Annotated in this window: 22 protein-coding genes; 10 read left to right on the forward strand and 12 right to left on the reverse strand. The window is 39.2% G+C overall.

The window, feature by feature from the left end; translation table 11 throughout:
* Window positions 1–107 precede the first annotated feature (107 nt).
* Window positions 108–1751 carry a nitrite/sulfite reductase gene (locus tag MJX77_RS08825; protein WP_004705730.1) on the forward strand — a complete coding sequence of 548 codons (1644 nt, stop codon included), beginning with the start codon at window positions 108–110 and terminating at the stop codon, window positions 1749–1751.
* Window positions 1744–2232 carry a DUF934 domain-containing protein gene (locus MJX77_RS08830; protein ID WP_107881250.1) on the forward strand — a complete coding sequence of 163 codons (489 nt, stop codon included), beginning with the start codon at window positions 1744–1746 and terminating at the stop codon, window positions 2230–2232. Before MJX77_RS08825 ends, MJX77_RS08830 begins: the two co-directional genes overlap by 8 nt.
* 50 nt (window positions 2233–2282) lie before the next feature.
* Here the strand turns inward: MJX77_RS08830 and MJX77_RS08835 are convergent, their stop codons facing one another.
* The 3 genes from MJX77_RS08835 to MJX77_RS08845 all read right to left on the reverse strand — a co-directional run bounded on the left by MJX77_RS08835 (window position 2283) and on the right by MJX77_RS08845 (window position 4656).
* Complete coding sequence (locus tag MJX77_RS08835; RefSeq protein ID WP_009389331.1) at window positions 2283–2726, reverse strand: VOC family protein; 444 nt, start codon at window positions 2724–2726, stop codon at window positions 2283–2285.
* A gap of 130 nt (window positions 2727–2856) precedes the next feature.
* The gene (locus MJX77_RS08840) at window positions 2857–4032 is read right to left on the reverse strand and encodes a thiolase family protein (RefSeq protein WP_252061225.1); all 1176 of its coding nucleotides are present in this window, start codon (window positions 4030–4032) and stop codon (window positions 2857–2859) included.
* A 108-nt stretch (window positions 4033–4140) separates the two neighbouring features.
* Window positions 4141–4656 (reverse strand): GspH/FimT family pseudopilin, encoded by a 516-nt coding sequence (locus MJX77_RS08845; protein ID WP_252061226.1) that lies wholly within the window; start codon window positions 4654–4656, stop codon window positions 4141–4143.
* A gap of 379 nt (window positions 4657–5035) precedes the next feature.
* Here MJX77_RS08845 and omp38 point away from each other — a divergent pair, with 379 nt between their 5' ends.
* Window positions 5036–6106, forward strand: a complete 1071-nt coding sequence (gene omp38, locus MJX77_RS08850) for an outer membrane protein Omp38 (RefSeq protein ID WP_031949255.1) — start codon at window positions 5036–5038, stop codon at window positions 6104–6106.
* Window positions 6107–6230: 124 nt separating this feature from the next.
* Here omp38 and MJX77_RS08855 read toward each other — a convergent pair whose 3' ends face one another.
* From MJX77_RS08855 to MJX77_RS08875, 5 genes are all read right to left on the reverse strand, one after another.
* Window positions 6231–6389, reverse strand: coding sequence for a hypothetical protein (locus MJX77_RS08855; protein WP_013196889.1), 159 nt, complete (start codon window positions 6387–6389; stop codon window positions 6231–6233).
* Between the two features lie 3 nt (window positions 6390–6392).
* Window positions 6393–7598 (reverse strand): RtcB family protein, encoded by a 1206-nt coding sequence (locus MJX77_RS08860; RefSeq protein WP_199943755.1) that lies wholly within the window; start codon window positions 7596–7598, stop codon window positions 6393–6395.
* Window positions 7599–7864: 266 nt separating this feature from the next.
* Window positions 7865–9325 carry an amino acid permease gene (locus MJX77_RS08865; protein ID WP_151988990.1) on the reverse strand — a complete coding sequence of 487 codons (1461 nt, stop codon included), beginning with the start codon at window positions 9323–9325 and terminating at the stop codon, window positions 7865–7867.
* 21 nt (window positions 9326–9346) lie between these two features.
* The gene (locus MJX77_RS08870; RefSeq protein WP_252061227.1) at window positions 9347–10360 is read right to left on the reverse strand and encodes a methyltransferase; all 1014 of its coding nucleotides are present in this window, start codon (window positions 10358–10360) and stop codon (window positions 9347–9349) included.
* A gap of 63 nt (window positions 10361–10423) precedes the next feature.
* The gene (locus MJX77_RS08875) at window positions 10424–11782 is read right to left on the reverse strand and encodes a uracil-xanthine permease family protein (protein WP_049838089.1); all 1359 of its coding nucleotides are present in this window, start codon (window positions 11780–11782) and stop codon (window positions 10424–10426) included.
* A 177-nt stretch (window positions 11783–11959) separates the two neighbouring features.
* Between MJX77_RS08875 and typA the strand changes: the two genes are divergently transcribed.
* The 3 genes from typA (at window position 11960) to MJX77_RS08890 (ending at window position 14974) form a co-directional block, all read left to right on the forward strand.
* Window positions 11960–13789, forward strand: coding sequence for a translational GTPase TypA (gene typA / locus MJX77_RS08880; protein ID WP_004789229.1), 1830 nt, complete (start codon window positions 11960–11962; stop codon window positions 13787–13789).
* A gap of 258 nt (window positions 13790–14047) precedes the next feature.
* Window positions 14048–14479, forward strand: coding sequence for a large conductance mechanosensitive channel protein MscL (mscL, locus tag MJX77_RS08885; protein WP_107881246.1), 432 nt, complete (start codon window positions 14048–14050; stop codon window positions 14477–14479).
* A 141-nt stretch (window positions 14480–14620) separates the two neighbouring features.
* The gene (locus tag MJX77_RS08890; RefSeq protein WP_252061228.1) at window positions 14621–14974 is read left to right on the forward strand and encodes a gamma-glutamylcyclotransferase family protein; all 354 of its coding nucleotides are present in this window, start codon (window positions 14621–14623) and stop codon (window positions 14972–14974) included.
* A gap of 10 nt (window positions 14975–14984) precedes the next feature.
* Here MJX77_RS08890 and MJX77_RS08895 read toward each other — a convergent pair whose 3' ends face one another.
* Window positions 14985–15275: a peptidylprolyl isomerase gene (locus tag MJX77_RS08895; RefSeq protein WP_005309756.1), complete on the reverse strand. Its 291-nt coding sequence runs from the start codon at window positions 15273–15275 to the stop codon at window positions 14985–14987.
* A gap of 19 nt (window positions 15276–15294) precedes the next feature.
* A complete protein-coding gene (gene mutM / locus MJX77_RS08900; protein WP_252061229.1) occupies window positions 15295–16119 on the reverse strand; it encodes a bifunctional DNA-formamidopyrimidine glycosylase/DNA-(apurinic or apyrimidinic site) lyase in 825 nt (274 codons plus the stop codon).
* Between the two features lie 75 nt (window positions 16120–16194).
* Between mutM and MJX77_RS08905 the strand changes: the two genes are divergently transcribed.
* The 4 genes from MJX77_RS08905 to MJX77_RS08920 all read left to right on the forward strand — a co-directional run bounded on the left by MJX77_RS08905 (window position 16195) and on the right by MJX77_RS08920 (window position 21169).
* The gene (locus MJX77_RS08905) at window positions 16195–16761 is read left to right on the forward strand and encodes a DNA-3-methyladenine glycosylase (protein ID WP_252061230.1); all 567 of its coding nucleotides are present in this window, start codon (window positions 16195–16197) and stop codon (window positions 16759–16761) included.
* A 134-nt stretch (window positions 16762–16895) separates the two neighbouring features.
* Window positions 16896–19070, forward strand: a complete 2175-nt coding sequence (locus tag MJX77_RS08910; protein WP_252061231.1) for a TonB-dependent receptor family protein — start codon at window positions 16896–16898, stop codon at window positions 19068–19070.
* A 9-nt stretch (window positions 19071–19079) separates the two neighbouring features.
* Window positions 19080–20189: an NADH:flavin oxidoreductase/NADH oxidase gene (locus MJX77_RS08915; RefSeq protein ID WP_252061232.1), complete on the forward strand. Its 1110-nt coding sequence runs from the start codon at window positions 19080–19082 to the stop codon at window positions 20187–20189.
* A gap of 56 nt (window positions 20190–20245) precedes the next feature.
* Window positions 20246–21169, forward strand: a complete 924-nt coding sequence (locus MJX77_RS08920) for an AEC family transporter (RefSeq protein ID WP_252061233.1) — start codon at window positions 20246–20248, stop codon at window positions 21167–21169.
* 31 nt (window positions 21170–21200) lie between these two features.
* Here MJX77_RS08920 and MJX77_RS08925 read toward each other — a convergent pair whose 3' ends face one another.
* Both MJX77_RS08925 and MJX77_RS08930 read right to left on the reverse strand, forming a co-directional pair.
* A complete protein-coding gene (locus MJX77_RS08925) occupies window positions 21201–22025 on the reverse strand; it encodes a tetratricopeptide repeat protein (protein ID WP_252061234.1) in 825 nt (274 codons plus the stop codon).
* A 184-nt stretch (window positions 22026–22209) separates the two neighbouring features.
* Window positions 22210–22920, reverse strand: a complete 711-nt coding sequence (locus tag MJX77_RS08930) for a DsbC family protein (RefSeq protein ID WP_252061235.1) — start codon at window positions 22918–22920, stop codon at window positions 22210–22212.
* Window positions 22921–23061: the final 141 nt, after the last annotated feature.

The following is a 23061-nucleotide window of genomic DNA, read 5'->3' on the forward strand; positions in this document are numbered from 1 at the left end:
AAGCTTATCAATAAAACCGTTATTAAATATGCAAAAAAAGCATTTTATTGATGAATGAAAGCTCGCTATGCTATCCGCCTTAATAATGAATCTACTAGCCATACGCCATGTATTTATATACCGATTTCGACCAGCAGCTGGTTAATGAACGAGTTGCTCAGTTCCGTGATCAGACTGAACGCTATTTAGCTGGCAAACTTTCTGAAGATGAATATCGTCCGTTACGTTTGCAAAATGGTTTATATGTGCAACGCTATGCGCCTATGCTGCGTATTGCTGTGCCGTATGGCTTAATGAATTCTAAGCAATTACGTAAAGTTGCTGAAGTTTCAACTGCTTATGACCGTGGTTATGCTCACGTATCTACCCGTCAAAACATCCAGTTGAACTGGCCTGCACTTGAAGATGTGCCAGATATTTTGGCAGAACTTGCAACTGTACAAATGCATGCCATTCAAACCAGTGGTAACTGTATTCGTAACACAACAACTGACCAATACGCAGGTGTGGTTGCTGGTGAAATTGCAGACCCACGTCCAACATGTGAGTTGATTCGTCAGTGGAGTACGTTCCACCCTGAATTTGCATTCTTACCACGTAAGTTCAAAATTGCTGTTTCTGCACTTGAAGAAAAAGATCGTGCGGCAACTGCATTTCACGATATTGGTGTTTACATCGTGCGTAATGAAGTCGGCGAAATCGGCTATAAAATTATGGCTGGTGGTGGTTTAGGCCGTACTCCAATCATTGGTAGCGTTATTCGTGAGTTTTTACCGCGTGAAGATTTAATTGCTTATTTAGAAGCGGTTCTACGTGTTTATAACTTGCATGGCCGTCGTGATAATAAATACAAAGCACGTATTAAAATTCTAGTTAAAGCATTAACTCCTGAAGTATTTGCTCAGAAAGTTGAAGCTGAATTTGAACATACACGTGAAGCATTGAAAATTCAGCCAGAAATCTTGAAAAAACTGGATGAAGAATTCACTCCTTTTGATTATCAAGATTTGGCAGATGAAGACTTTACCGCTTTATTTGCTGAGCATCCAAAATTCAAACAGTGGTTCAACATCAACACGCATGCGCATAAAGTGAAGGGCTATCGTATTGTTACGATTTCTCTAAAACGTGCAGGTATCGCACCGGGCGATATGACCACTGAAGAAATGAACTTTATTGCAGATCTTGCTGATAAATATACTTTCGGTGAACTTCGCACGACTCACGAACAAAACATTGCTTTGGCAGATGTGCCTCAAAAAGATTTGTTCGATGTATGGCAAGCGCTTGAACAGCAAAATATGGCACGTGCACATATTGGTTTTATTACCGATATTATTAGTTGCCCGGGCGGTGATTTCTGTTCACTTGCAAATGCGAAATCAATTCCAATTGCTGAAGCAATTACACGTCGTTTTGATGACTTAGATAAAGTTTATGATCTTGGTCATTTAGATCTAAATATTTCTGGTTGTATGAATGCTTGTGGTCATCACCACGTAGGTAACATCGGTATTTTAGGTGTAGATAAGAAAGGCGCTGAATTCTACCAAATTACATTAGGTGGTAATTCTGACCATGATGCATCAATCGGTGACATCTTAGGGCCATCATTTGCAGCAGATGCTGTGCCAGATGTCATTGAGGAAGTATTAAATACTTACCTTGATTTGCGTACAGAAGGTGAGCGTTTTGTTGATACATATCGCCGTGTAGGAATTCAACCATTTAAGGAGCGTGCATATGCTTAATACAGCTCTACCAGTGCTTTATAAAGATGGCACGATTGCAGATAATACTTATCAAATCATTGCTGAAGATGGTGTGATTCCTCAAGGTGACGTTGTCGTAACAACGGCTCAACTTGACCAATTAGCTAACATTCAAGGCAAAAAAGCTTTGTATGTGACGGTAAATGATTCGCCTGAAAATCATACTTTCCCATTAAATGAACTAGATGCAATTTTCATTGAGTTTGCGGGTTTTGGTGATGGGCGAGGCTACTCATTTGCAGCACTATTACGCCGCCAAGGTTTCCAAGGTGAGTTACGTGCAACAGGTGATGTGTTTAAGGATGTTTTAAACTACTTAAAGCGTTCTGGTTTTGATAGTTTTGTCGTAAAAGAAGGCAAAGACGTACAAGAAGCTGCGGCAGGTTTGCAAGACTTTACCAATCCGTATCAAGCTTCAACTGGTGTGCCAGAAGCGAGTTATCAAACAGGTGCTCAATAAATCCTGAAATAAAAAATCCCGCAATTTGCGGGATTTTTTTATATTGAAAATTATGTATCAAGTTGGCAGTTAACCATCCACTTTATACCAAATTGATCGGTAAACGCTCCGTATAATGCACCCCAGAACGTTTTTTCTAGAGGCATTTCAATTTGACCATTTACAGATAAAGCATCAAAAAGTTGTTTAGCTTTTTCTTGCTCATCCTTTTCAAGATTAATTGCGATGTAGTGATTATTGCCTTGGGTAAAAACACTGTTAGGCGCACAGAACTGATCATTTGTATCTGATGCCATGAGTACAGTGTATTCATTGATAGGTAGAGAAACGTGAAGAACCAGATTTTTGTTCGCTTCAGATAATGTCACACCTTCTGACGGTGGCATATCACCATAGCGACTCAACATGGCGAACTCGCCACCAAAAACTGATTTATAAAAATTAAAGGCTTGCTCTGCCTGACCTTGGAAATTGAGGTAGTGATTGAGTTGCATTGTTATTGTCCATTGTTGTTTTCGTTTAAAAGAATAAGTTAAAACTTAAAAGTGATTTTGTGGGTCATTTTTTGTAGTTTTTTCATAAAAAAATCCCACCGAAGTGGGATTTTAAAATAGCTAATTTTAATTAAATAAGTTCAATCGCAACGGCTGTTGCTTCACCACCGCCAATACAAAGAGCTGCAACACCTTTTTTACCGCCAGTACGTTTTAGTGCATGAATCAGCGTAAGAATAATACGAGAACCTGTAGAACCTACTGGATGACCTAGGGCACAAGCACCACCATTAATATTGACTTTTTCAGCATCAAGTTTGAAATCATCAATTGGGCACATGGTAACCATGGCAAAAGCTTCGTTAATTTCCCACAGGTCAACATCTTGAGCATTCCAATCCGCTTTTTTAAGAACTTTTTCAATAGCACCAACAGGAGCAATTGTAAATTCTGAAGGATGTTGAGAGTTTGAAGCTGTTGCAATAATTTTTGCCAGTGGCTGTAAACCACGTTGAGTAGCAACCTCACTTGAAGTTAATACTAATGCAGATGCACCATCTGAAATAGAGCTTGCGTTTGCTGCGGTAATTGTACCGTCTTTTGCAAAAGCTGGTTTAAGTGAAGGAATTTTGTCGATCTTTGCATTTAAAGGTTGTTCATCTTGATCAACAACGACATCGCCTTTGCGACTAGGCACGGTAACCGAAACGATTTCATCTTTGAAATAACCTTCGGTAATTGCTGTTTGAGCACGTTTTAAAGAGCGAATCGCAAAGTCATCCATTTGCTCGCGTGTATAGCCACGAGTATTTGCCATATCTTGAGCAAAAGAACCCATTAAACGGCCAGTTTCAGCATCTTCAAGTCCATCAAGAAACATATGATCCTTAATTTCACCATGGCCCATACGATAGCCGGCACGTGCTTTTGGTAAAACATAAGGTGCATTTGTCATAGACTCCATGCCGCCGGCAACAACAATTTCAGCACTGCCTGCTTTAATCATGTCGGTTGCTTGCATCACGGCTTTCATGCCAGAGCCACAAAGCTTATTAATCGTCACAGCACCTGTAGAATCAGGTAAGCCAGCTTTGCGCATTGCTTGACGAGCAGGACCTTGTTTTAAGCCAGCAGGAAGAACACAACCCATAATGACTTCTTCGACATCAGTAGGTTGTAAACCTGCTCGTGCGATTGCTTCTTTAATCGTTACAGCACCTAGTTCAGGCGCTGTAAGTCCTGATAGTGATCCTTGAAAACCACCCATGGCAGTACGAGCACCATTAACAATTACGATATCAGTCATTGTTGTAATCTCCGATTATTCTTTATCTCAAATTAAGAAAACATTAAAACTTAAGCAGTATATTGCAAAATGGGGGATGGCTTGGATTCTGTATTAGACTGTAGAGTTCTAACAATTTTGAAGTTCTTCTAAGCGTACATGCCCCATTTTGCTGAGGACTAATTTAAAGTTTTTAAGCTGGTTATAAGAACAATAAGTAAAACTGCCATTAGACTCACGTGGAAGTCCGGTATCTCCCTGAAATACGATACTATTTAATTTTTTGCCAAATTTTTGAAATTTCAAAGAGCCATAACGATGATTAAGTTCAATGTTGATTAATATTTCTTCGTCGCTTTCTCTTTGTAGATTATGATTTGTGTCTACAAAGCTTATAAGCCTTGTATCCCAATTACTATTACATATAGACAAATCAACACTTGGGCAAAGTACGACACTCTTATGTCGTAGAATTGCGTCGTATTTGGCTTTTTGTATATGAATTGTGAGTAGTTGGGGCGTGTTTTTTAATTCCATTGAAGCCATAAACTGGTGGTATAAAGGAAGGGCTAGGGTGAACATAATCATAAGAATTGCGAGCGTTATAATGAGTTCCATCAATGTGAAACCGGGAGATTTAAACATTAAAATTCCTTAATATATAAAGAAATATTTTGATTTTATGCGTTCTATCAATGATTTATATGACTTTTTATAATGAGGAAACACAAAATTAAATAAAGGTTATCAGGACGCTAGAATACTGGTAAAATCACCCTAAGCGAAAGAAAGAAGTTGTTCATATTTGCTAGTTGAGTAAAAAATTACCGAATTACAACGGAAATTGTAAGTAATTTTGTCAATAATTTACTTGATTAAAATTATCAAGCACTTGGAAAGTCTATCAAGTGTTTGTATGATTCAAATGTGAATAGCTTAAAAATAATACTGGGGTGAAAATATCTCAGGGGCCAATAAATTTAGGCTGAGCTTGAACAACAATTGTTATCTCTGGAGGATATCCATGAAATTGAGTCGTATTGCACTTGCTACTATGCTTGTTGCTGCTCCATTAGCTGCTGCTAATGCTGGCGTAACAGTTACTCCATTATTGCTTGGTTACACTTTCCAAGACAGCCAACACAATAATGGCGGTAAAGATGGTAACTTAACTAACGGTCCTGAGTTACAAGACGATTTATTCGTTGGTGCAGCTCTTGGTATCGAGTTAACACCATGGTTAGGTTTCGAAGCTGAATATAACCAAGTTAAAGGTGATGTAGACGGCGCTGCTGCTGGTGCTGAATACAAACAAAAACAAATCAACGGTAACTTCTATGTTACTTCTGATTTAATCACTAAAAACTACGACAGCAAAATTAAGCCGTATGTATTGTTAGGTGCTGGTCACTACAAATACGACTTTGATGGCGTAAACCGTGGTACACGTGGTAATTCAGAAGAAGGTACTTTAGGTAACGCTGGTGTAGGTGCTTTCTGGCGCTTAAACGATGCATTATCTCTTCGTACAGAAGCTCGTGCTACTTATAATGCTGATGAAGAGTTCTGGAACTATACAGCTCTTGCTGGTTTAAACGTAGTTCTTGGTGGTCACTTGAAGCCTGCTGCTCCTGTAGTAGAAGTTGCTCCAGTTGAACCAACTCCAGTTGCTCCACAACCACAAGAGTTAACTGAAGACCTTAACATGGAACTTCGTGTGTTCTTTGATACTAACAAATCAAACATCAAAGACCAATACAAGCCAGAAATCGCTAAAGTTGCTGAGAAGTTAACTGAATACCCTAACGCTACTGCACGTATCGAAGGTCACACAGATAACACTGGTCCACGTAAGTTAAACGAACGTTTATCTTTAGCTCGTGCTAACTCTGTTAAATCAGCTCTTGTAAACGAATACAACGTTGATGCATCTCGTTTGTCTACTCAAGGTTTCGCTTGGGATCAACCGATTGCTGACAACAAAACTAAAGAAGGTCGTGCTATGAATCGTCGTGTATTCGCGACAATCACTGGTAGCCGTACTGTAGTTGTTCAACCTGGTCAAGAAGCGGCAGCTCCTGCAGCAGCTCAATAATTTGAGTTCTTGAACAGTAAAAAAGCGACTCGTTAGAGTCGCTTTTTTTATTGCGATTTTTAAAATATTTAGTCATTTCTATGTCTCCTTAATAATAATTACTTTCGATCTTGGTCTAAATTATTTACCAATCACCTTTTCTCAATTGCTGTTTAGCATCTTGTCTATCTCTACGATGTTGAGCACGAGGTTTCTCCGTTTCATGCATTCCACCTTTATGAAGTAAAGGGGAAAGCGCCACTTGATTACGGACTTTGATTTTTGACATTTCTTTAATTTTCATATTTTAACCTTTAATACATAAAACTTGTTTAAGTGTGTGAACAATTTCAATGAGGTCAGCCTGATTTGCCATGACTTCATCAATATCTTTATAAGCACTTGGGATTTCATCAACAACACCACTGTCTTTGCGGCATTCAATACCTTGGGTTTGTTCAATAAGATCTTGCTGGTTAAAAAGAGTTTTTGCCTTGCTTCGACTCATCTTGCGACCTGCTCCATGAGAACAAGAACAAAATGACTCAGGGTTTGCTTTACCTCTGACGATATAAGAGCGTGCTCCCATTGAGCCTGGAATAATGCCTAATTCATCTAAGCCTACTCGAATTGCACCTTTTCGGGTAATTAGTAAACTTTCACCGAAATGTGTTTCACGGCTTACATAATTATGATGACAATTAATAGCTTCTTTGGTCATTTGAAAAGAGGGTAGAAGAGGGCGAATCGCTTCTAAAATTAAACGCATCATTTCCTTGCGATTTTCAAAAGCATATTCTTGAGCCCACTCTACAGCTTCTACATAATCATCAAAGCTGTTTGAGCCTTCGGCAAAATAGCTTAAGTCTTTATCAGGTACGTGACCAAAACGATGCTGAGCTTCTTTCTTGGCTAATTCAATAAAATAAGTACCAATAACGTTACCCAGCCCTCTGCTACCTGAATGTAGCATCACCCATACGTCTTGATTTTCATCAATACATAATTCGATAAAGTGATTGCCACCACCTAAAGTACCAAGTTGCTTTTGCCATGTTGCATCAAATTGTCGAAGCATTCGAACAAGTCCAGGATGCTTTTTGATAATAGGCTCTAAGCGTTTTTCAAGCGGAATAATGCTTGAAGCTTTTGCTTTAACTTGTTTATGCAAAGCAAATCCGACTGGTACTTTACGTTCGATTGCATCGCGTAAACGACTTAAGTTATCAGGCAATTGCGAGGCCTTTAGACTTAAGCGAATTGCATTCATTCCACAGCCAATATCTACACCTACAGCAGCTGGAATAATGGCATGTTTAGTTGGAATAACACTGCCTACAGTCGCACCTTTTCCTACGTGAACATCTGGCATAACAGCAATATGTGAATAGATAAATTGCAGTTGAGCCATTTTCTTGAGTTGTTCGATACTTTCACTATCTATATCTTGAGTGAAAATTTTAACGGGAACACCGTAAAGTGCTTCCTCATTTAATATTTTTTGTATGCCCATAATTTTTCTCTTGTTTTTGTCCGAGCAGGCATAAAAAAACCTAGCGAATGCTAGGTTTCAAATTTGAGCATTCGGACAAGTGAAGTGAATTTGTACACTTGTCCGTGAGCTGACATCGTGCCAAATTATTTAATCTGTTTTACCTTGTAGTGTTGGCATGATGTCCTCCTTATTTAAAAGCGCCGTTGAAAATCTGAACGGCATTTTACGCTTTTTTAATCAAAGATCAAGCTTTTGATCTTTGATTTACTTTTAATTACCGATTCTTAGTCTTGCTCTGGCTTCACATTCATTTGATCGTAAGCGATCAGTTTAGTTTTATTTTTCCACTTATAGCCTAACCAAATAATTAAGAATAATGGCAAACTAATATAAGTTGAAAGTAGGCCTAACCAGTCAATTTTTCCACCTAAAATGGCTTGATAGTTCTGCCCTAAAATGATGATTGAACAGAGAATAAAGGCAAACCAAGGGGCAAATGGGAAAAATTTGGCACGGTAAGCTAAATCTTCTAATTTATACCCTTGGGCAATATAGCCTTTACGGAAACGATAGTGTGAAATGGCAATACCCAGCCAGACAATAAAACCACACATCCCTGACATATTAAGTAGCCAGTTAAAGACTTGTTTTTCCCCAATAAACGTTGTCAAGAAACAAAAAGCGGCGATAAATGTGGTGGCATATAGTGCATTCATTGGAACGCCACGACCATCAAGTTTTGCAAACCACTTTGGTGCACGACCTTCCTGAGCCATTTTAAATAACATACGAGTTGATGAATACATGCCTGAGTTACCTGCTGACAAAATAGCAGTAAGAATGACAGCATTCATTAAACCAGCTGCAAAAGCAAAGCCAACTCTTTCATAGAGCAATGTAAACGGAGAAAGTGCAATATTTTCAGTGGTAGCAGCTTGTAATAAATTTGGGTCATCATAGGCAATTAGCGTGCCGATAATGAAGATACATAAGATATAAAATAATAAGATTCGCCAGAAAATCTGTTTGATTGCAAGTGGAATCGTTTTCTTTGGATCTTTAGATTCACCAGCAGCAACCCCCACCATTTCAGTCCCTTGGAAAGAGAATCCGGCAATCATTGCTACACCGATCATGGCCTGTAAACCACCAACAAAAGGTGCTTCTTTATAGGTCCAGTTTCCAAAAGCTGCGACACCTGGCGTTAGCATAATCTTAATGATCATGGCTAAGCCAATGATAATAAAGGCAACGATTGCGATCACTTTTACCATTGAGAACCAGAATTCGCTTTCGCCGAATCCTTTTACCGTCATGGCATTGATTGCAAAAATTACAATAAGGAACAGGGCACTCCAATAGAACCCTGGAATATCAGGGAACCAGAACTTCATAATAAACTGAACTGCAACAAGTTCGAATGCAACTGTAATTGCCCAGTTATACCAATAGTTCCAACCTAAAGCGAAGCCAAAGCCTTCTTCGACATAACGACTACCATATGTAAAAAAAGCCCCAGAAGTTGGATTATGGGTTGCAAGTTCACCTAAACTGGTCATTAAGAAATAAATCATAATACCAATAAGCGAATAGGCGAGTAGCGCTCCACCTGGGCCAGCATTTGCAATAGTCGATCCAGAAGCAAGGAAGAGGCCTGTACCAATGGAACCACCAATGGCGATCATATTCAGATGACGAGCCCCGAGCTTACGCTGGAGTTTTTCAGGAGCATGTGTTTCGCTCATGGAGATTCCTTACATAGTTTGTTATGCACAGGCATATAACACCTTAAAGCCTTGAAGATCAGTTTTAATCTGGCACTGACCAAAGTGCTTCTCAATTAAGATCGGATAGTTTAAAAAACGGTTTGCTACAATCCATAGCTCACCTGATGCCTTTAAATGTTTTTTAGCGTTTTGGCAGAGTCCTTCACTTGCATCATAGTTGGTATGAATACCTTGATGGAAGGGAGGATTACTGACAATGGCATCAAGTTCTGTTGGGGCGTCTGCAATTCCTGTAACAGGTTGCAATCTCAACTGGTCTGAACCTATTCCATTTCGACTAAAAGTCATTTCCGTTGACCGTAAAGCGAAAGCATCAATATCTAAGGCGTGAATAATATTACTTGAATTTATTTTTGCCAAATAGCAACTGATAATTCCTGCACCACACCCGAAGTCGGCAATTCTACCTGATTTCACATGATTAAGATAAGGGAGTAAAACAGCAGTTCCCACATCTAGATGATTTTGACTAAAAACCCCTGGTAGAGCACAAATGTTAAGTTCATGTCCATTTGCTTGAACAGTATAGGTTTTTAACCAGCTTTCAAGAGGTTTGAGCTTTTCAGTTTTCTCAATTTTTAAATGCCATAACTGACAATGTCGAGCGCTATCAAGTTTAAGTATTTTGCCAAAGCTTTGTAGTTGTTTGGCAGCTCTTTCAACACCACCTTTTTTTTCACCTACTAAAAAAACTGATTGGTCAGTTTTTAGATGGCTCATCACCACATGCAATATATAGTTTAAAAGCTCTTTTGATTTTGGAACAAAAATTATAGCCTGATTAAATTCTTGTGATGGAAACTCAACTGAGAAATGTGCTGTCGTGGCTGCATTAACAAAGCCTTGGTAATCTGCATAATTCCACGTCCAGACTGACGCATCAGTTCCAGCTGGTAATTGACTGACTAAGGCATCATTCGGTGCATTAATTAACAAGATACTACCTTTCAAATAGTCTTGCTGTCTTAATACCACTTCACTTCTAGGATCCATGTACATCTCTCATGAAGAAGAATGCCCAGTGGGAGCTGGGCAATAATCAAAATTAAAAGTTAGTTATTTATGCGTTTCAGGAAGCACAACATTTAAAATTAATGCTGCTATACCACCAGTTGCCACGCCAGAGCTAAAAATATTTTTAAATAATTCTGGAAGATGCTCTAAAATTTGGGGAACTTGAGCAACACCCAAACCTAATGCAAGTGAGATGGCAATAATTAATAGCGCTCGGCGGTCCAGGTGAATAGATGAAAGAATATTAATGCCTGATGCAGCCACGGCACCGAACATCACCATAACAGCGCCGCCTAAAACTGCTTGAGGAACTGCTTGTATAACACCAGCTACCGCAGGAAATAGACCTAATAAAATAAGTAATCCAGCAATCCAGATACCTACATAGCGGCTAGCCACGCCAGTGAGTTGAATTACACCATTATTTTGAGCGAAAACAGAACTTGGGAAAGTGTTAAATAATCCAGCGAGTAAAGAGTTTGCACCATTCACTAATACACCACCTTTAATGCGTTTCATCCATTCAGGACCATTAACGGGTTGGTTAGAAAGTTTACTGGTTGCTGTCACATCACCAATGGCTTCTAAAGAGGTCACCAAATAAATGAATGCCATTGGAATAAATAAGCCCCATGAGAAGCTCAAACCAAAATGCATTGGTGTTGGAATTTGTACGAGGGGTGCATCTTTAATACTAGAGAAATCTAGATGTCCCATAAATCCAGCAAGAATGTAGCCAATCACTAGCGCGATTAAAATAGCTGAGCTTTTAATCCAAACCACTCGAATACGATTGAGTACAATAATAATCGCAAGTACGGTACATGACATAATAAGGTTGTCTGCACTTGCAAAAGTATGATCTTGCATGGCCTGGTAACCACCACCCATACTAATCAAGCCTTCTTTAATAAGCGTTAAGCCAATTAATAAAACAACAATACCTGTCACCAAAGGGGTAATTAGTCTTTTTACCCATGGAAGAATTTGCGAAACACCCATTTCAATAAAGGAGCCAGCAATTACTACACCGAAAATTGCAGCCATGACTTGGTTGACTGGTGTTCCTGCGGCAACCATTGCACTACCAATACCAATAATAGGACCAATAAAGTTAAAACTTGTGCCTTGAACAATAAGAAGACCTGCACCAAACGGACCAACTTTTTTACATTGTAGAAATGTAGCAATACCCGAAATCACCAAAGACATCGATAAAATCATGTTGGTTTCAGTGCGTGAAACGCCTAAAGCTAAGCAAATTAAAAGGCCAGGTGTAACAATTGGTACAATAATCGCAAGCAAATGCTGGAAAGCTGCTAAAAAAGCGATCAAAGGTTTTGGTCGATCATTTAAACCATAAACAAGGTCTAAATGGTCTTGAGAGTGTTGATTGGACATGGGTGTAGGTCTGCCGCAATTTTGCAAATTGGCGCTATTCTAATCGAGATAACTATCTTTACAAAACGAAATACAGGCTATTGGAAATTTTTTTTGTCAATGTCAATAAACTGTCACTACTAAAATCTATAATTTTTCTGTATAATTTGCCCTCAAGTTTCAGGCTTATCGAATTCTATGTCAGATATCAAAAATCTCCGCAATATTGCAATTATTGCCCACGTCGACCACGGGAAAACCACACTTGTCGATAAATTACTTCAACAATCAGGTGCTCTTGGTGATCGCGCTGGTGAGATTGAGCGTGTCATGGATTCGGGCGCTATTGAAAGTGAACGTGGTATTACCATTCTTGCAAAGAACACTGCAATTAAATGGACCGATGCTCGTACGAATACAGAATACCGTATTAATATCGTCGACACCCCGGGACACGCCGACTTCGGTGGTGAAGTTGAACGTGTAATGTCGATGGTTGACTGTGTATTGTTATTGGTTGACTCTCAAGAAGGTCCAATGCCACAAACTCGCTTTGTAACTCAAAAAGCGTTTGCTCGTGGTTTAAAACCAATCGTAATTATCAACAAAGTTGACAAGCCAAGCGCGCGTCCAGACTGGGTGATTGACCAAGTATTTGACTTGTTCGACAACCTTGGCGGTTCTGACGAACAGCTAGACTTCCCAGTTGTTTATGCATCTGGCTTACGTGGTGTTGCTGGTCCTTCTCCAGAAGAATTGGCTGACGACATGACGCCATTATTCCAAACAATCGTTGACATTGTTGAACCACCAGCAGTTGATGCTGATGGTCCATTCCAAATGCAGATCTCTTCACTTGACTATAACAGCTTCGTAGGTGTTATCGGTGTTGGTCGTATTCAACGTGGTTCAATTGGTTTAAATACACCTGTAACTGTCATTGATAAAGACGGTAAGACACGTAACGGCCGTATCTTAAAAATTATGGGTTACCACGGTCTAGAGCGTGTTGATGTTGATTCTGCTCAAGCAGGCGATATCGTATGTATTACAGGTATTGATGAACTTCATATTTCTGACACGATTTGTGATCCGAAAAATGTTGAAGCTTTACCACCATTGTCTGTAGATGAACCTACAGTAACAATGACTTTCCAAGTAAACAACTCGCCGTTTGCAGGTAAAGAAGGTAAATTCGTTACTTCACGTAACATCCGTGAACGTTTAGACCGCGAATTAATTCACAACGTAGCATTACGTGTAGAAGACACTGACAGTCCAGACCGTTTTAAAGTATCTGGTCGTGGTGAACTTCACCTTTCAGTTTTAATTGAAAACATGCGTCGCGAAGGTTTCGAAATGGGCGTATCTCGTCCACAAGTAATCTTGAAAGAAGTTGACGGTGAAAAACAAGAACCTTACGAAAACGTTACATTTGACGTTGAAGAACAGCACCAAGGTTCTGTAATGGAACAAATGGGTAACCGTAAAGGTGAAATGACAAATATGGAAGTTGACGGTAAAGGCCGTATCCGTATTGAAGCAACTGTACCTTCACGTGGTTTGATCGGTTTCCGTTCTGAATTCTTGACCATGACTTCTGGTACAGGAATCATGACTTCAAGCTTCTCTCACTACGGTCCGATGAAACAAGGTACTGTTGCGAAGCGTCAAAACGGTGTGTTGATTTCTATGGTTCAAGGTACTTGCCTTGGCTATGCATTGTTCAGCTTGCAAGACCGTGGTCGTCTATTCGCTAAACCACAGTTAGAAGTTTACGAAGGTATGATCGTAGGGATTAACTCACGTTCAGACGATATGGTGGTTAACCCAACTAAAGCTAAACAGTTAACTAACGTACGTGCTTCTGGTACAGATGATGCTTTAACTTTAGTACCTGCAATTGAATATACGCTTGAACAAGCGCTTGAGTTCATTGAAGATGATGAATTAGTTGAAGTAACACCTAAGTCAATCCGTATCCGTAAGCGCTGGTTGACTGAAAACGAACGTAAGCGTAACAAATAAGTTATTCTTATCTTCGGATGATAAAAACCGCTGATTTCGATCAGCGGTTTTTTTAATCGTTCTATTTAAAATTAAACTAAGCTTAAAATCATATTTTTCTTATCAGAGAATATGTTGTTAAAGTGTGAGATAGTTTTCTTTTTTTTGATAAAAATATTAAATTATCAATATCATGGCGAGTACTATCTAAATCGATAAGATGCCATTGAAAAAGAAAAATATGACGTGTTTCGGCCCCCGACATCTGGAGATGTTTAGATGAGTATTATTCAAGAATTTAAAGAATTTGCCATTAAAGGCAATATGATGGATTTAGCCATTGGTGTGATTATTGGTGGTGCTTTTGGCAAAATCGTGGACTCTTTAGTAAAAGATATTATCATGCCAATTATCAGTGTGATTACTGGTGGTGGTGTTGATTTTTCGCAGAAATTTATTGTGCTAGGATCCAACCCTACCAATCTGCAATCTTTAGATGCTTTGCAAAAAGCAGGTATCAATGTTTTAACTTATGGTAATTTCCTCACCATTTTAATTAACTTCCTAATTTTGGCTTGGGTAGTGTTCTTAATGGTGAAATTATTAAATAGACTTCGTCGTGATAAGAATGAGCCAGAAGCTCCAGCTGCAACTCCTGAAGATATTCAGTTATTGCGTGAAATTCGCGATGAGTTGAAAAAGCAAGCTTAACAATATTCTGAATTAATAGGAAACGGTACCGAGAGTGCCGTTTTTTATTACTTAGTATTTTATACTGGGCTAAAGATATTGATAAAATAGACAGGCTACCGATAGGCTCAACTACGTACATTGTAAAAAGGATATAAATAAATGAATCAGCTTTTTGTGTATGGCACTTTATGTCCGAATAAAGCAAATGTTCATATTTTAGAGCAGATTGGTGGAAGCTGGACAAAAGCTAGTGTGCAGGGTGTGATTCATATTTTAGATTGGGGTCCTGACAAAGGCTTAAAAGCGCTTGAGTTAGATTCGCAAGCGGATTGGGTCGAGGGCTATTTGTTTAGTACAGAAAAACTTGCTGAAAACTGGCAAATGCTTGATGACTTTGAAGGTTTTCAATACCAGCGTGTCATTGCTGATGTGAAATTAGAGTCGGGTGAGTGTGTTAAAGCCTGGACATATCAACTGAATGCACAGGCTCAAACTTCTGAAAAAAATAATTAAAATAATGGAATCAACGTAAGCTGCCCATTCGGAATTTAACTTCTAAAAGATGATAGCCAAACTGGCTTTTGATTGGACCTTGTAACACACGTTCAGCAGCTGTAAAAACAACTTTGTCGATGACTGGCACAAGTTGTCCTTTTTTGACTTCGCCAAGTTCACCGCCACGTTTTGCCGAATTACAGGTGGAATATTGCTTGGCAATTTTTGCGAAGTCGGCACCATTTTGTAACTTCTTTTTTAGCTGCTCAGCTAAGTCTTTATCTTTGACTAAAATATGACGGACAATTGCTGTTTGCATGTTGTCTTTCTCCAAAAAATTAAGGCTTTCTCAGCTTTTTAAGCGGTTGGCACTGTGGGCAAAATACGCTGGCACGTTGACCAAGTTTTAAGTTTTCTAATGTGGTTTCACAGTTAATGCACATTTCTCCAGCACGACCATAAGCAAGTAGAGTTTGCTGGAAATAACCATTTTCACCCATGGCATTGCTGTAGTCGCGTAAAGTCGAACCACCTAAATCAATTGCTGACTTTAGAATTCGTTTAATCTCAACCACCAACTTTTCAATCTGTTGCATGCTTAAATCACCAGCAGGTTGTGCTGGGTGAATGCCAACATTAAATAAGCTTTCAGTTGCATAGATATTGCCTACACCGACGACTACATGATTATCCATGAGTGCAATTTTTATGCCGACAGCCTTATTCTTGAGTTTGGAAGCTAAATATTCTGCATGAAAGTCAGCACTTAAAGGCTCAGGTCCTAAAGTGTCAATGAGTTTGCCTTGAGTTTCCGTATTAAGCCAAAGAATACAACCGAAACGACGCGGGTCATGGTAGCGTAATTGCTGATCTTCAAATTGAATAATTAAATGATCATGTTTTCTCAGCTCATCATTTGGTTGGCATAGGCGAAAGCTACCTGACATGCCTAAATGCCAGAGCATTTGATCTTGTTCAAACTCTGCCAAAATATATTTTGAACGTCGATTTAATCCAATGAGACGTTGCCCAACGAGTTTTTGAACATTATCGGGGATAGGCCAACGTAAGCTAGGATTACGTACTTCAACACTTAGAACTTTTTGATTCAATAGAGGAAATAAACTGGTTTTGGTTGTTTCGACTTCGGGTAACTCAGGCATGCCAACTCGCAGAATTAACAGATATACTGGATTAATCAAGTATAACGTGTGGTATGTAATATTTCAGAGATTACTATGTCAGATATTTTACCATTAAGCTGGTTTCAACGTGAAACCTCAGAAGTGGCTTATGACTTAATTGGCTGCGTATTATGTAAACGACAACCTGATGGTCAAGTTATCCGTTGCAAAATTAGTGAAACAGAAGCTTATTTGGGTGTTCGTGATAAAGCTTGCCATAGCTACAATGACAAGCGCACAGCACGAACAGATGTAATGTATCGCTCTGGCGGTACGATTTATGTCTACTTAATTTATGGCATGTATGAAATGCTCAATCTCATTACTCAGACAGAAGGCATCCCTGAAGGGGTCATGATTCGTTCTGCATTTTTAAATGGTGCTTCAACCAAAAAAGAATATAAGCTTCTAGCTGGACCCGGAAAATTGACACGCTATTTGGGTATTGATCGGACTTTAAAAGGTCAAACCTTAGGTGAAAAATCTGGGCTATGGATTGAAGCAGCTTCAATACAGCCAGAAGTGGTATTGACGCCACGGATTGGAATTGATTATGCCGAAGAAGCAAAAGATTGGCCTGAACGATATTGCTGGAAAGACCATCCATCTTTGAGTCGATAATTCTAATCTGGAAATCAATTTTTAGATATCGATGAAGAGTGTTCTAGATTTACAACAATGCAGATCGAATTCAATATCCAGACAAGACACCGCTTTTTGTTATGATAACTACAATATAAATAAAGGAAATAAGCATGTCCTTATTACGCTTAGACCGACTTCACTACTGTATTTTAATGAGTATGGGCTGCATTTCTAGCCCACTTGTTTGGGCAGAAGACTTAACCCAAGACGTGACTGTATTGCCAACGTTACATGTGGAAGCAACCCGTACCGATACCACCTATTTGCAGACGCCGGCTTCGGTTTTTCGAATAGATGCACCTCAAGTCGATACTTCTTCACAAGTAAATTTAACCGAAGTTGTAAAGGGTATACCGAGTTTACAGCTTCGCAATCGTGAAAATTATGCACAAGATTTACAGTTATCTATGCGTGGTTTTGGTGCACGTTCAACTTTTGGGGTTCGAGGCATTCGCCTGTATGTGGACGGTATTCCTGCAACAATGCCTGATGGGCAGGGTCAAACGTCTAATATCGATTTAAGTAGTTTGGATCATGTTGAAGTTCTAACGGGACCTTTTTCATCGCTATATGGAAACTCATCTGGCGGGACAATTTTAACTTCTACTAAAGAAGGGCAAGGAAAAGATTCAATTGAGCTGAGTTATTCGGGAGGCAGCCACGATAAAAGCCGAGCGGGACTCGTGCTACAAGGTGGGGCAAAGGGTGCGAATGAACCAAGCTATGTTATTAGTTCATCATATTTCGACACAGATGGTTACCGAGAACATAGCGGTGCAGAAAAAGTATTAAATAATGCAAAGCTCAGTTGGAATCTTAATGATGGTAGCAAAATCAACTGGATAACTAACTATGTGAAAATCCATGCAGACGACCCACAGGGTTTATCATATGCACAGTGGAAAACTAATCCTAAACAAGTTAACGATGCGGATAATACTTATAAAGTTCGTAAAGACATTGAGCAAACTCAAACGGGTGTGACGTGGTCTAAACCGATTAATGATAAAAATGAACTCTATGCCATGGCATACTTAGGTAATCGCCAAGTCACTCAATATCAATCTATTCCTAAATCAACACAAGAGTCTAATGATAATCAGGCTGGAGGAGTCATTGATTTTGAACGTAATTATTATGGTGCTGATTTCCGCTGGACGGGCAAAGAGTTACTTCCAAATACTACTCTAAGTATTGGTGTTGCACTTGATGCAATGGATGAAGATCGTAAAGGTTTTGAAAATTTTAGTTCAGATGGTATTTATGGTGTAAAAGGTAAGTTACGCCGTGATGAAGACAATACTTTGTGGAATATCGACCCCTATTTACAAGCGTCATGGAAGTTCTTACCAACTTGGCGTTTAGATACGGGTGTTCGCTATAGCAATGTCCATTACAAATCTAAAGATAACTATTTAAGTAATGGCGACGATAGTGGTAAGACTGATTACGATAAAGTTTTACCTTCGGCTGCTTTAAGCTGGCAAATTTTACCTGAACTGATGGCCTATGTGAGTTATGCCAAAGGATTTGAAACGCCAACTTTTACTGAAATGGCTTATCAGGCTGATAACTCAAAGTCAGGTTTTAACTTTGATTTAAAACCATCTACAAGCGATACCTATGAAACAGGCTTAAAATCACAAAACCGTTTAGGTGATTTTACTTTAGCTGTGTTCCAGACTAAAACCAAAGATGACATCGTTTCGGCAGGGAACTCAAATGGCCGATCAACATTCCGTAATGCAGATAAAACCTTACGTGAAGGTGTAGAGCTCGCATGGAATAAAAAGTTGTGGCGAGACTTAACAGCGACTGCTAGCTATACATATTTAGATGCTACTTTTGATGCAAATGTGCCTGAAAAGCTTGATAAAGACGGTAAAGTTCTCGCTTCAGCAATTCCTTCAGGCAATGCCATTCCTGGAATTGCTAAAAACCAAGCTTATGCTTCTTTGGCTTGGCAGCCATCGCATGGTCTATATGGCGGGGTAGATGTACAGTATATGGATAAAGTATACGCGAATGATACCAACAGTGACGCAGCACCAAGCTACAGTGTAACCTCAGCTAATGTGGGTTATGCATGGGTGGTGAATGATTGGAAAATAATTAGTTTTGCTCGTGTAGATAATCTTTTTGATAAAAACTATGCAGGTTCAGTCATCGTAAATGACAGCACACAAATTAGAGTAAACGGTCAGATGATACCTGCTAAGCGCTACTTTGAACCAGCGGATGGACGTAACTGGAGTGCAGGTTTACGTGTAATTAAGCAATTCTAGGAATTAAAAATGGCAAAATTATTTGAAACGGTTAACTTTGGTTCATTACAACTGGTCAATAGAATTGTAATTGCTCCGATGTGCCAATATTCGGCAACAGATGATGGTGAAATTACCTATTGGCATGAACAGCAATGGGCGAATTATGCATTATCTGGCGCTGGGCTTTGTATTGTAGAGGCGACTGCCGTACAACCTGAAGGTCGGATTAGCTATGCTGACCTTGGGCTCTGGAATGATCGGCAACGTGACCAAATCAAAGCGTTGTTAGCTAAGGTTCATACACTTTCACCAATGCCATTTGGAATTCAGTTAGCACATGCAGGGCGTAAAGCATCTACTGAAAAGCCATGGTTAGGTAAAGGTCAGATTGCAAAAGATCAGCCTCATGGTTGGCAAACGGTTGCACCAAGTGAAAGTACTTTTTCTGTTCATGATGCAGCGCCCCATGCTTTGACTATTGCTGAGATTAAACAGGTTCAACAAAACTTTGCAGCGGCTGCAAAACGTGCTGTAGAAGCTGGGTTTGAGCTGATTGAAGTTCATGCTGCGCATGGTTATTTACTACATCAATTCTTATCGCCAATTGCCAATCAGCGTACTGATGAATATGGTGGTTCTTTAGAAAACCGTATGCGTATGACTCTTGAGGTACTTCAGGCAATTAAATTGGCTGTACCTGAAGGTTATCCAGTTGGCGTTAGACTCTCTGCGACTGATTGGTTAGAGAGCATCGAGCACTGGGATGTTGAATCTACAGTGGGTTTATCAAAAGCTTTAGAGCAATTGGGTGCAGCCTATGTGCATGTGTCTAGTGGTGGTTTGCACGAGCATCAATCTATTACGATTGGGGCAGGTTACCAAGTTCCATTTGCTGAACAAGTCAAAAAGCATGTGTCTATTCCAGTCATTGCTGTAGGGTTAATTACTGAACCAGAACATGCCGAACAAATTTTGGAAAACCAGCAAGCTGATGCTATTGGTCTTGCTCGTGCAATGTTGTACGACCCAAGATGGCCTTGGCATGCAGCAGCGGCTTTAGGTGCAGAAGTTAAAATTGCGCCTCAGTATTTACGTTGCCAACCTCATGGATTAAAGCAGCTTTTTAACTCTTTTTAATTGTATTGGGCAAAGTTATCTTTGCCCATTTTTCTTTCGCTAAGTGAGGATGGTCAGTGGTTTTTCAGGTTATTTTACCTATCTTGATATTGCTATTGATGGGCTATGTTTGTGTTCTCATCAAATTGGTAACACCTGAACAGATCAGGGCTCTTAGCGCATTTGTAATTAAAATTTCCTTACCGGCTTTTCTAATCCATTCATTAGCAAATAAAAGCTTACAAGACATTTGGCACCCAGCTTATTTTCTTGCTTATGGTGGTGGGTCTTTAATTTTATTTTTCTTAGCTTTTATTCTCTATCGAAAATATTTTAAAAATAGTTTAACTCATAGCGCCGTTATTTCGATGGGCGCATCTATGTCCAATACTGGATTTATGGGAACAGCTATTTTAACCATGTTGATAGGTAATCATGCTGCGATTTATATTTCTTTAACACTCATCATTGAAAATTTATTGATTGTGGCACTGATGCTCATTCTGGCCGAAGCTGGTTTACATCAACAACAAAATCTTTTACCGCTTTTAAAACAGACTTTTTTAAACTTACTCAAGAATCCTGTCATTATCGCGATTTTGGTTGGAATGGGATGTATTCTTTTCGATGTTAATCTTCCTACAACGCTTGATCAGTCTCTAGAGCTACTTGGACGTACAGCTTCGCCTTTGGCTTTGTTTGCAATTGGTGGGAGTTTAGTGGGTATTGGAATCACAACAGTAAATACAGAAAGTATTTTGTTGGCGATATTTAAAGTTATCCTCATGCCATCTGTTATTTTTTCTCTCTTTTTGATCACTCCAAATGTAAGTCGTGAGATGCTTTACGCAGGAACATTAATTGCTGCTTTACCAATGCCGATTGCTTTCGGAATTTTTGGACAAGCTTATGGATTAAATGAAAAAGCATTAACACCGCTTATGATTAGTACAGTTGTTGGTTTCATTGGGGTTAGCGGGCTTATTGCTTTGTGGTGGTAAAAGAAAAGCCCCTTGCGGGGCTTTTCATTGACTATTTCTTTGGTACTGGCTGTGCGGGAGCATTTGCAGCCTGTTTACTTTTTTCTGCAATAATCTTATCAACCGAGGCTAAAGACTCTTTAGCGTTAGGAACATTTTGATTGGCAAGTTCAGTAAAGATCTTTTTGGCCTCAGGTAAATTTTGCGGAATGATATTGCCATTCGCCATCATGGTCGCTAAAGCCATAGACGCAGGAGCGTAACCTTTTTGAGCAATCGATTGTAAAGCTTCGATACCTTGGCGTTTCATTAACGGATTTTTATTTTCCACACCTTGGCTAATATCATAAAGTGCTTTCACCTGAGTGGCTGGATAGTTACCCTTTCTAATTAAAGGCGCTAACTTTTGAAGGGCAATTTGATGTGACTGCGGTTTCTTCTGAGCAAATAAAATCGTCGCAATTTTCACAGTTGCATCATCAGAACCTTGAGCCGATGCTTTTTGAATATATTGACTGAATTTGTTGCTGTCTTTGGCAATCCCTAATTCACCAGTCTCATAAATTTGTGCCAGCGTGTAACTCGCTTGGGCGTAACCTTTATTTGAAGCATCTTCATAATATTTGAGGGCTTTAGAAGAGTCTTTTGCTGTACCTTGGCCCATTTGAGTCATATAGCCTAAGTTATAGATTGCTTGGGCATTCCCTGTTTGGGCTATGCGTTGCATTTCTTGAAACGCGGCAGAGTAATTTTTTGCTGCGTAGAGTTGTTCCGCTTGTTTGAAAACATCGGTTTTAGCAGCAGTCGCCGTATTATCAGCTGCAAAAATTGATGCACTTGAAAGGGTGATTAGGCTTGCGATTAGTAATTTCTTCATTTCTTTTTAACCTTTTACTTCGTAGCTACATCATTCCATTGATGCATTAAATAGTTTCATTTCTCATCATAAATATTGATTGCTGAAAGTAAACAGCCGATTTGTATATAAAGCGCTGTACTTTGGGCAAATTGTGGAGAAAAAAAGACCCACTCACATTCATACAACGGAGTGGGTAATATTATTATTTTGCTGACTGAAGTAATGCTTCAATTTGCTTGGCATCATTTGGTACACCAGAGAGTCTTTGGCCATCTTGCAAGAACAGGGTAGGTGTTCCATCAATATTTAATTTTTGACCTAAAGCGATATTTTTCTGAATTGGACTTGAGCAACTCTTGCTATTAGTCGGCAATTTGCGGTTAAGCATGTAGTCTGTCCAAGCTTCTGCTGGTTTTTTTGAACACCAGATTTGATTTGAAACTTTTTCAGCATTTGGATGCAAACTAGTGAGAGGATAAAGGAACACATATACCGTTACGTTATCAACTCCAACCATATTTTGTTCTAGGCGCTGGCAATATGGGCAATCTGGGTCACTAAAGACATAGAGCGTACGTTCGCCTTTACCTTTTACATATTTAATGGCCTGATTTAATGGCAAACTTTTAACGTCAATTTTACCCAGTTCGGCAATACGTTCTTCAGTCATATTTTTTTGTTGTTTGATGTCGACTAAGTTACCAACAAAAAAGTACTTGGCATCTTGGTTTGTATAGACAATGCGGCCGCTTGTATACACTTCATAGATGCCTTGCACAGGAGATTGATAAACACCTTTTACAGGCAAATCTGGATAATTCGTCTTAAGATTTTGTTCAAGGGCTTTAACGTCAGCATGAGCAGAACCGAAAATAGCCAGACTCAACATGAGTGTAGCAAGTTTAGTTTTCATCTTTTTTCTCTTTAATTTCAACAGGGCTAATGATGGCATATAAAACTTAAAAAATTGACGTTCTAATCTAATGAAATCATTAGTGTTTTGTATCTATAAAAAAGCCCACTAACTTAGAAGTGGGCAGTTCGAGCTAATAAA

This window comes from Acinetobacter sp. AHP123 (genome assembly GCF_023757925.1).
Lineage (GTDB): Bacteria > Pseudomonadota > Gammaproteobacteria > Pseudomonadales > Moraxellaceae > Acinetobacter > Acinetobacter oleivorans.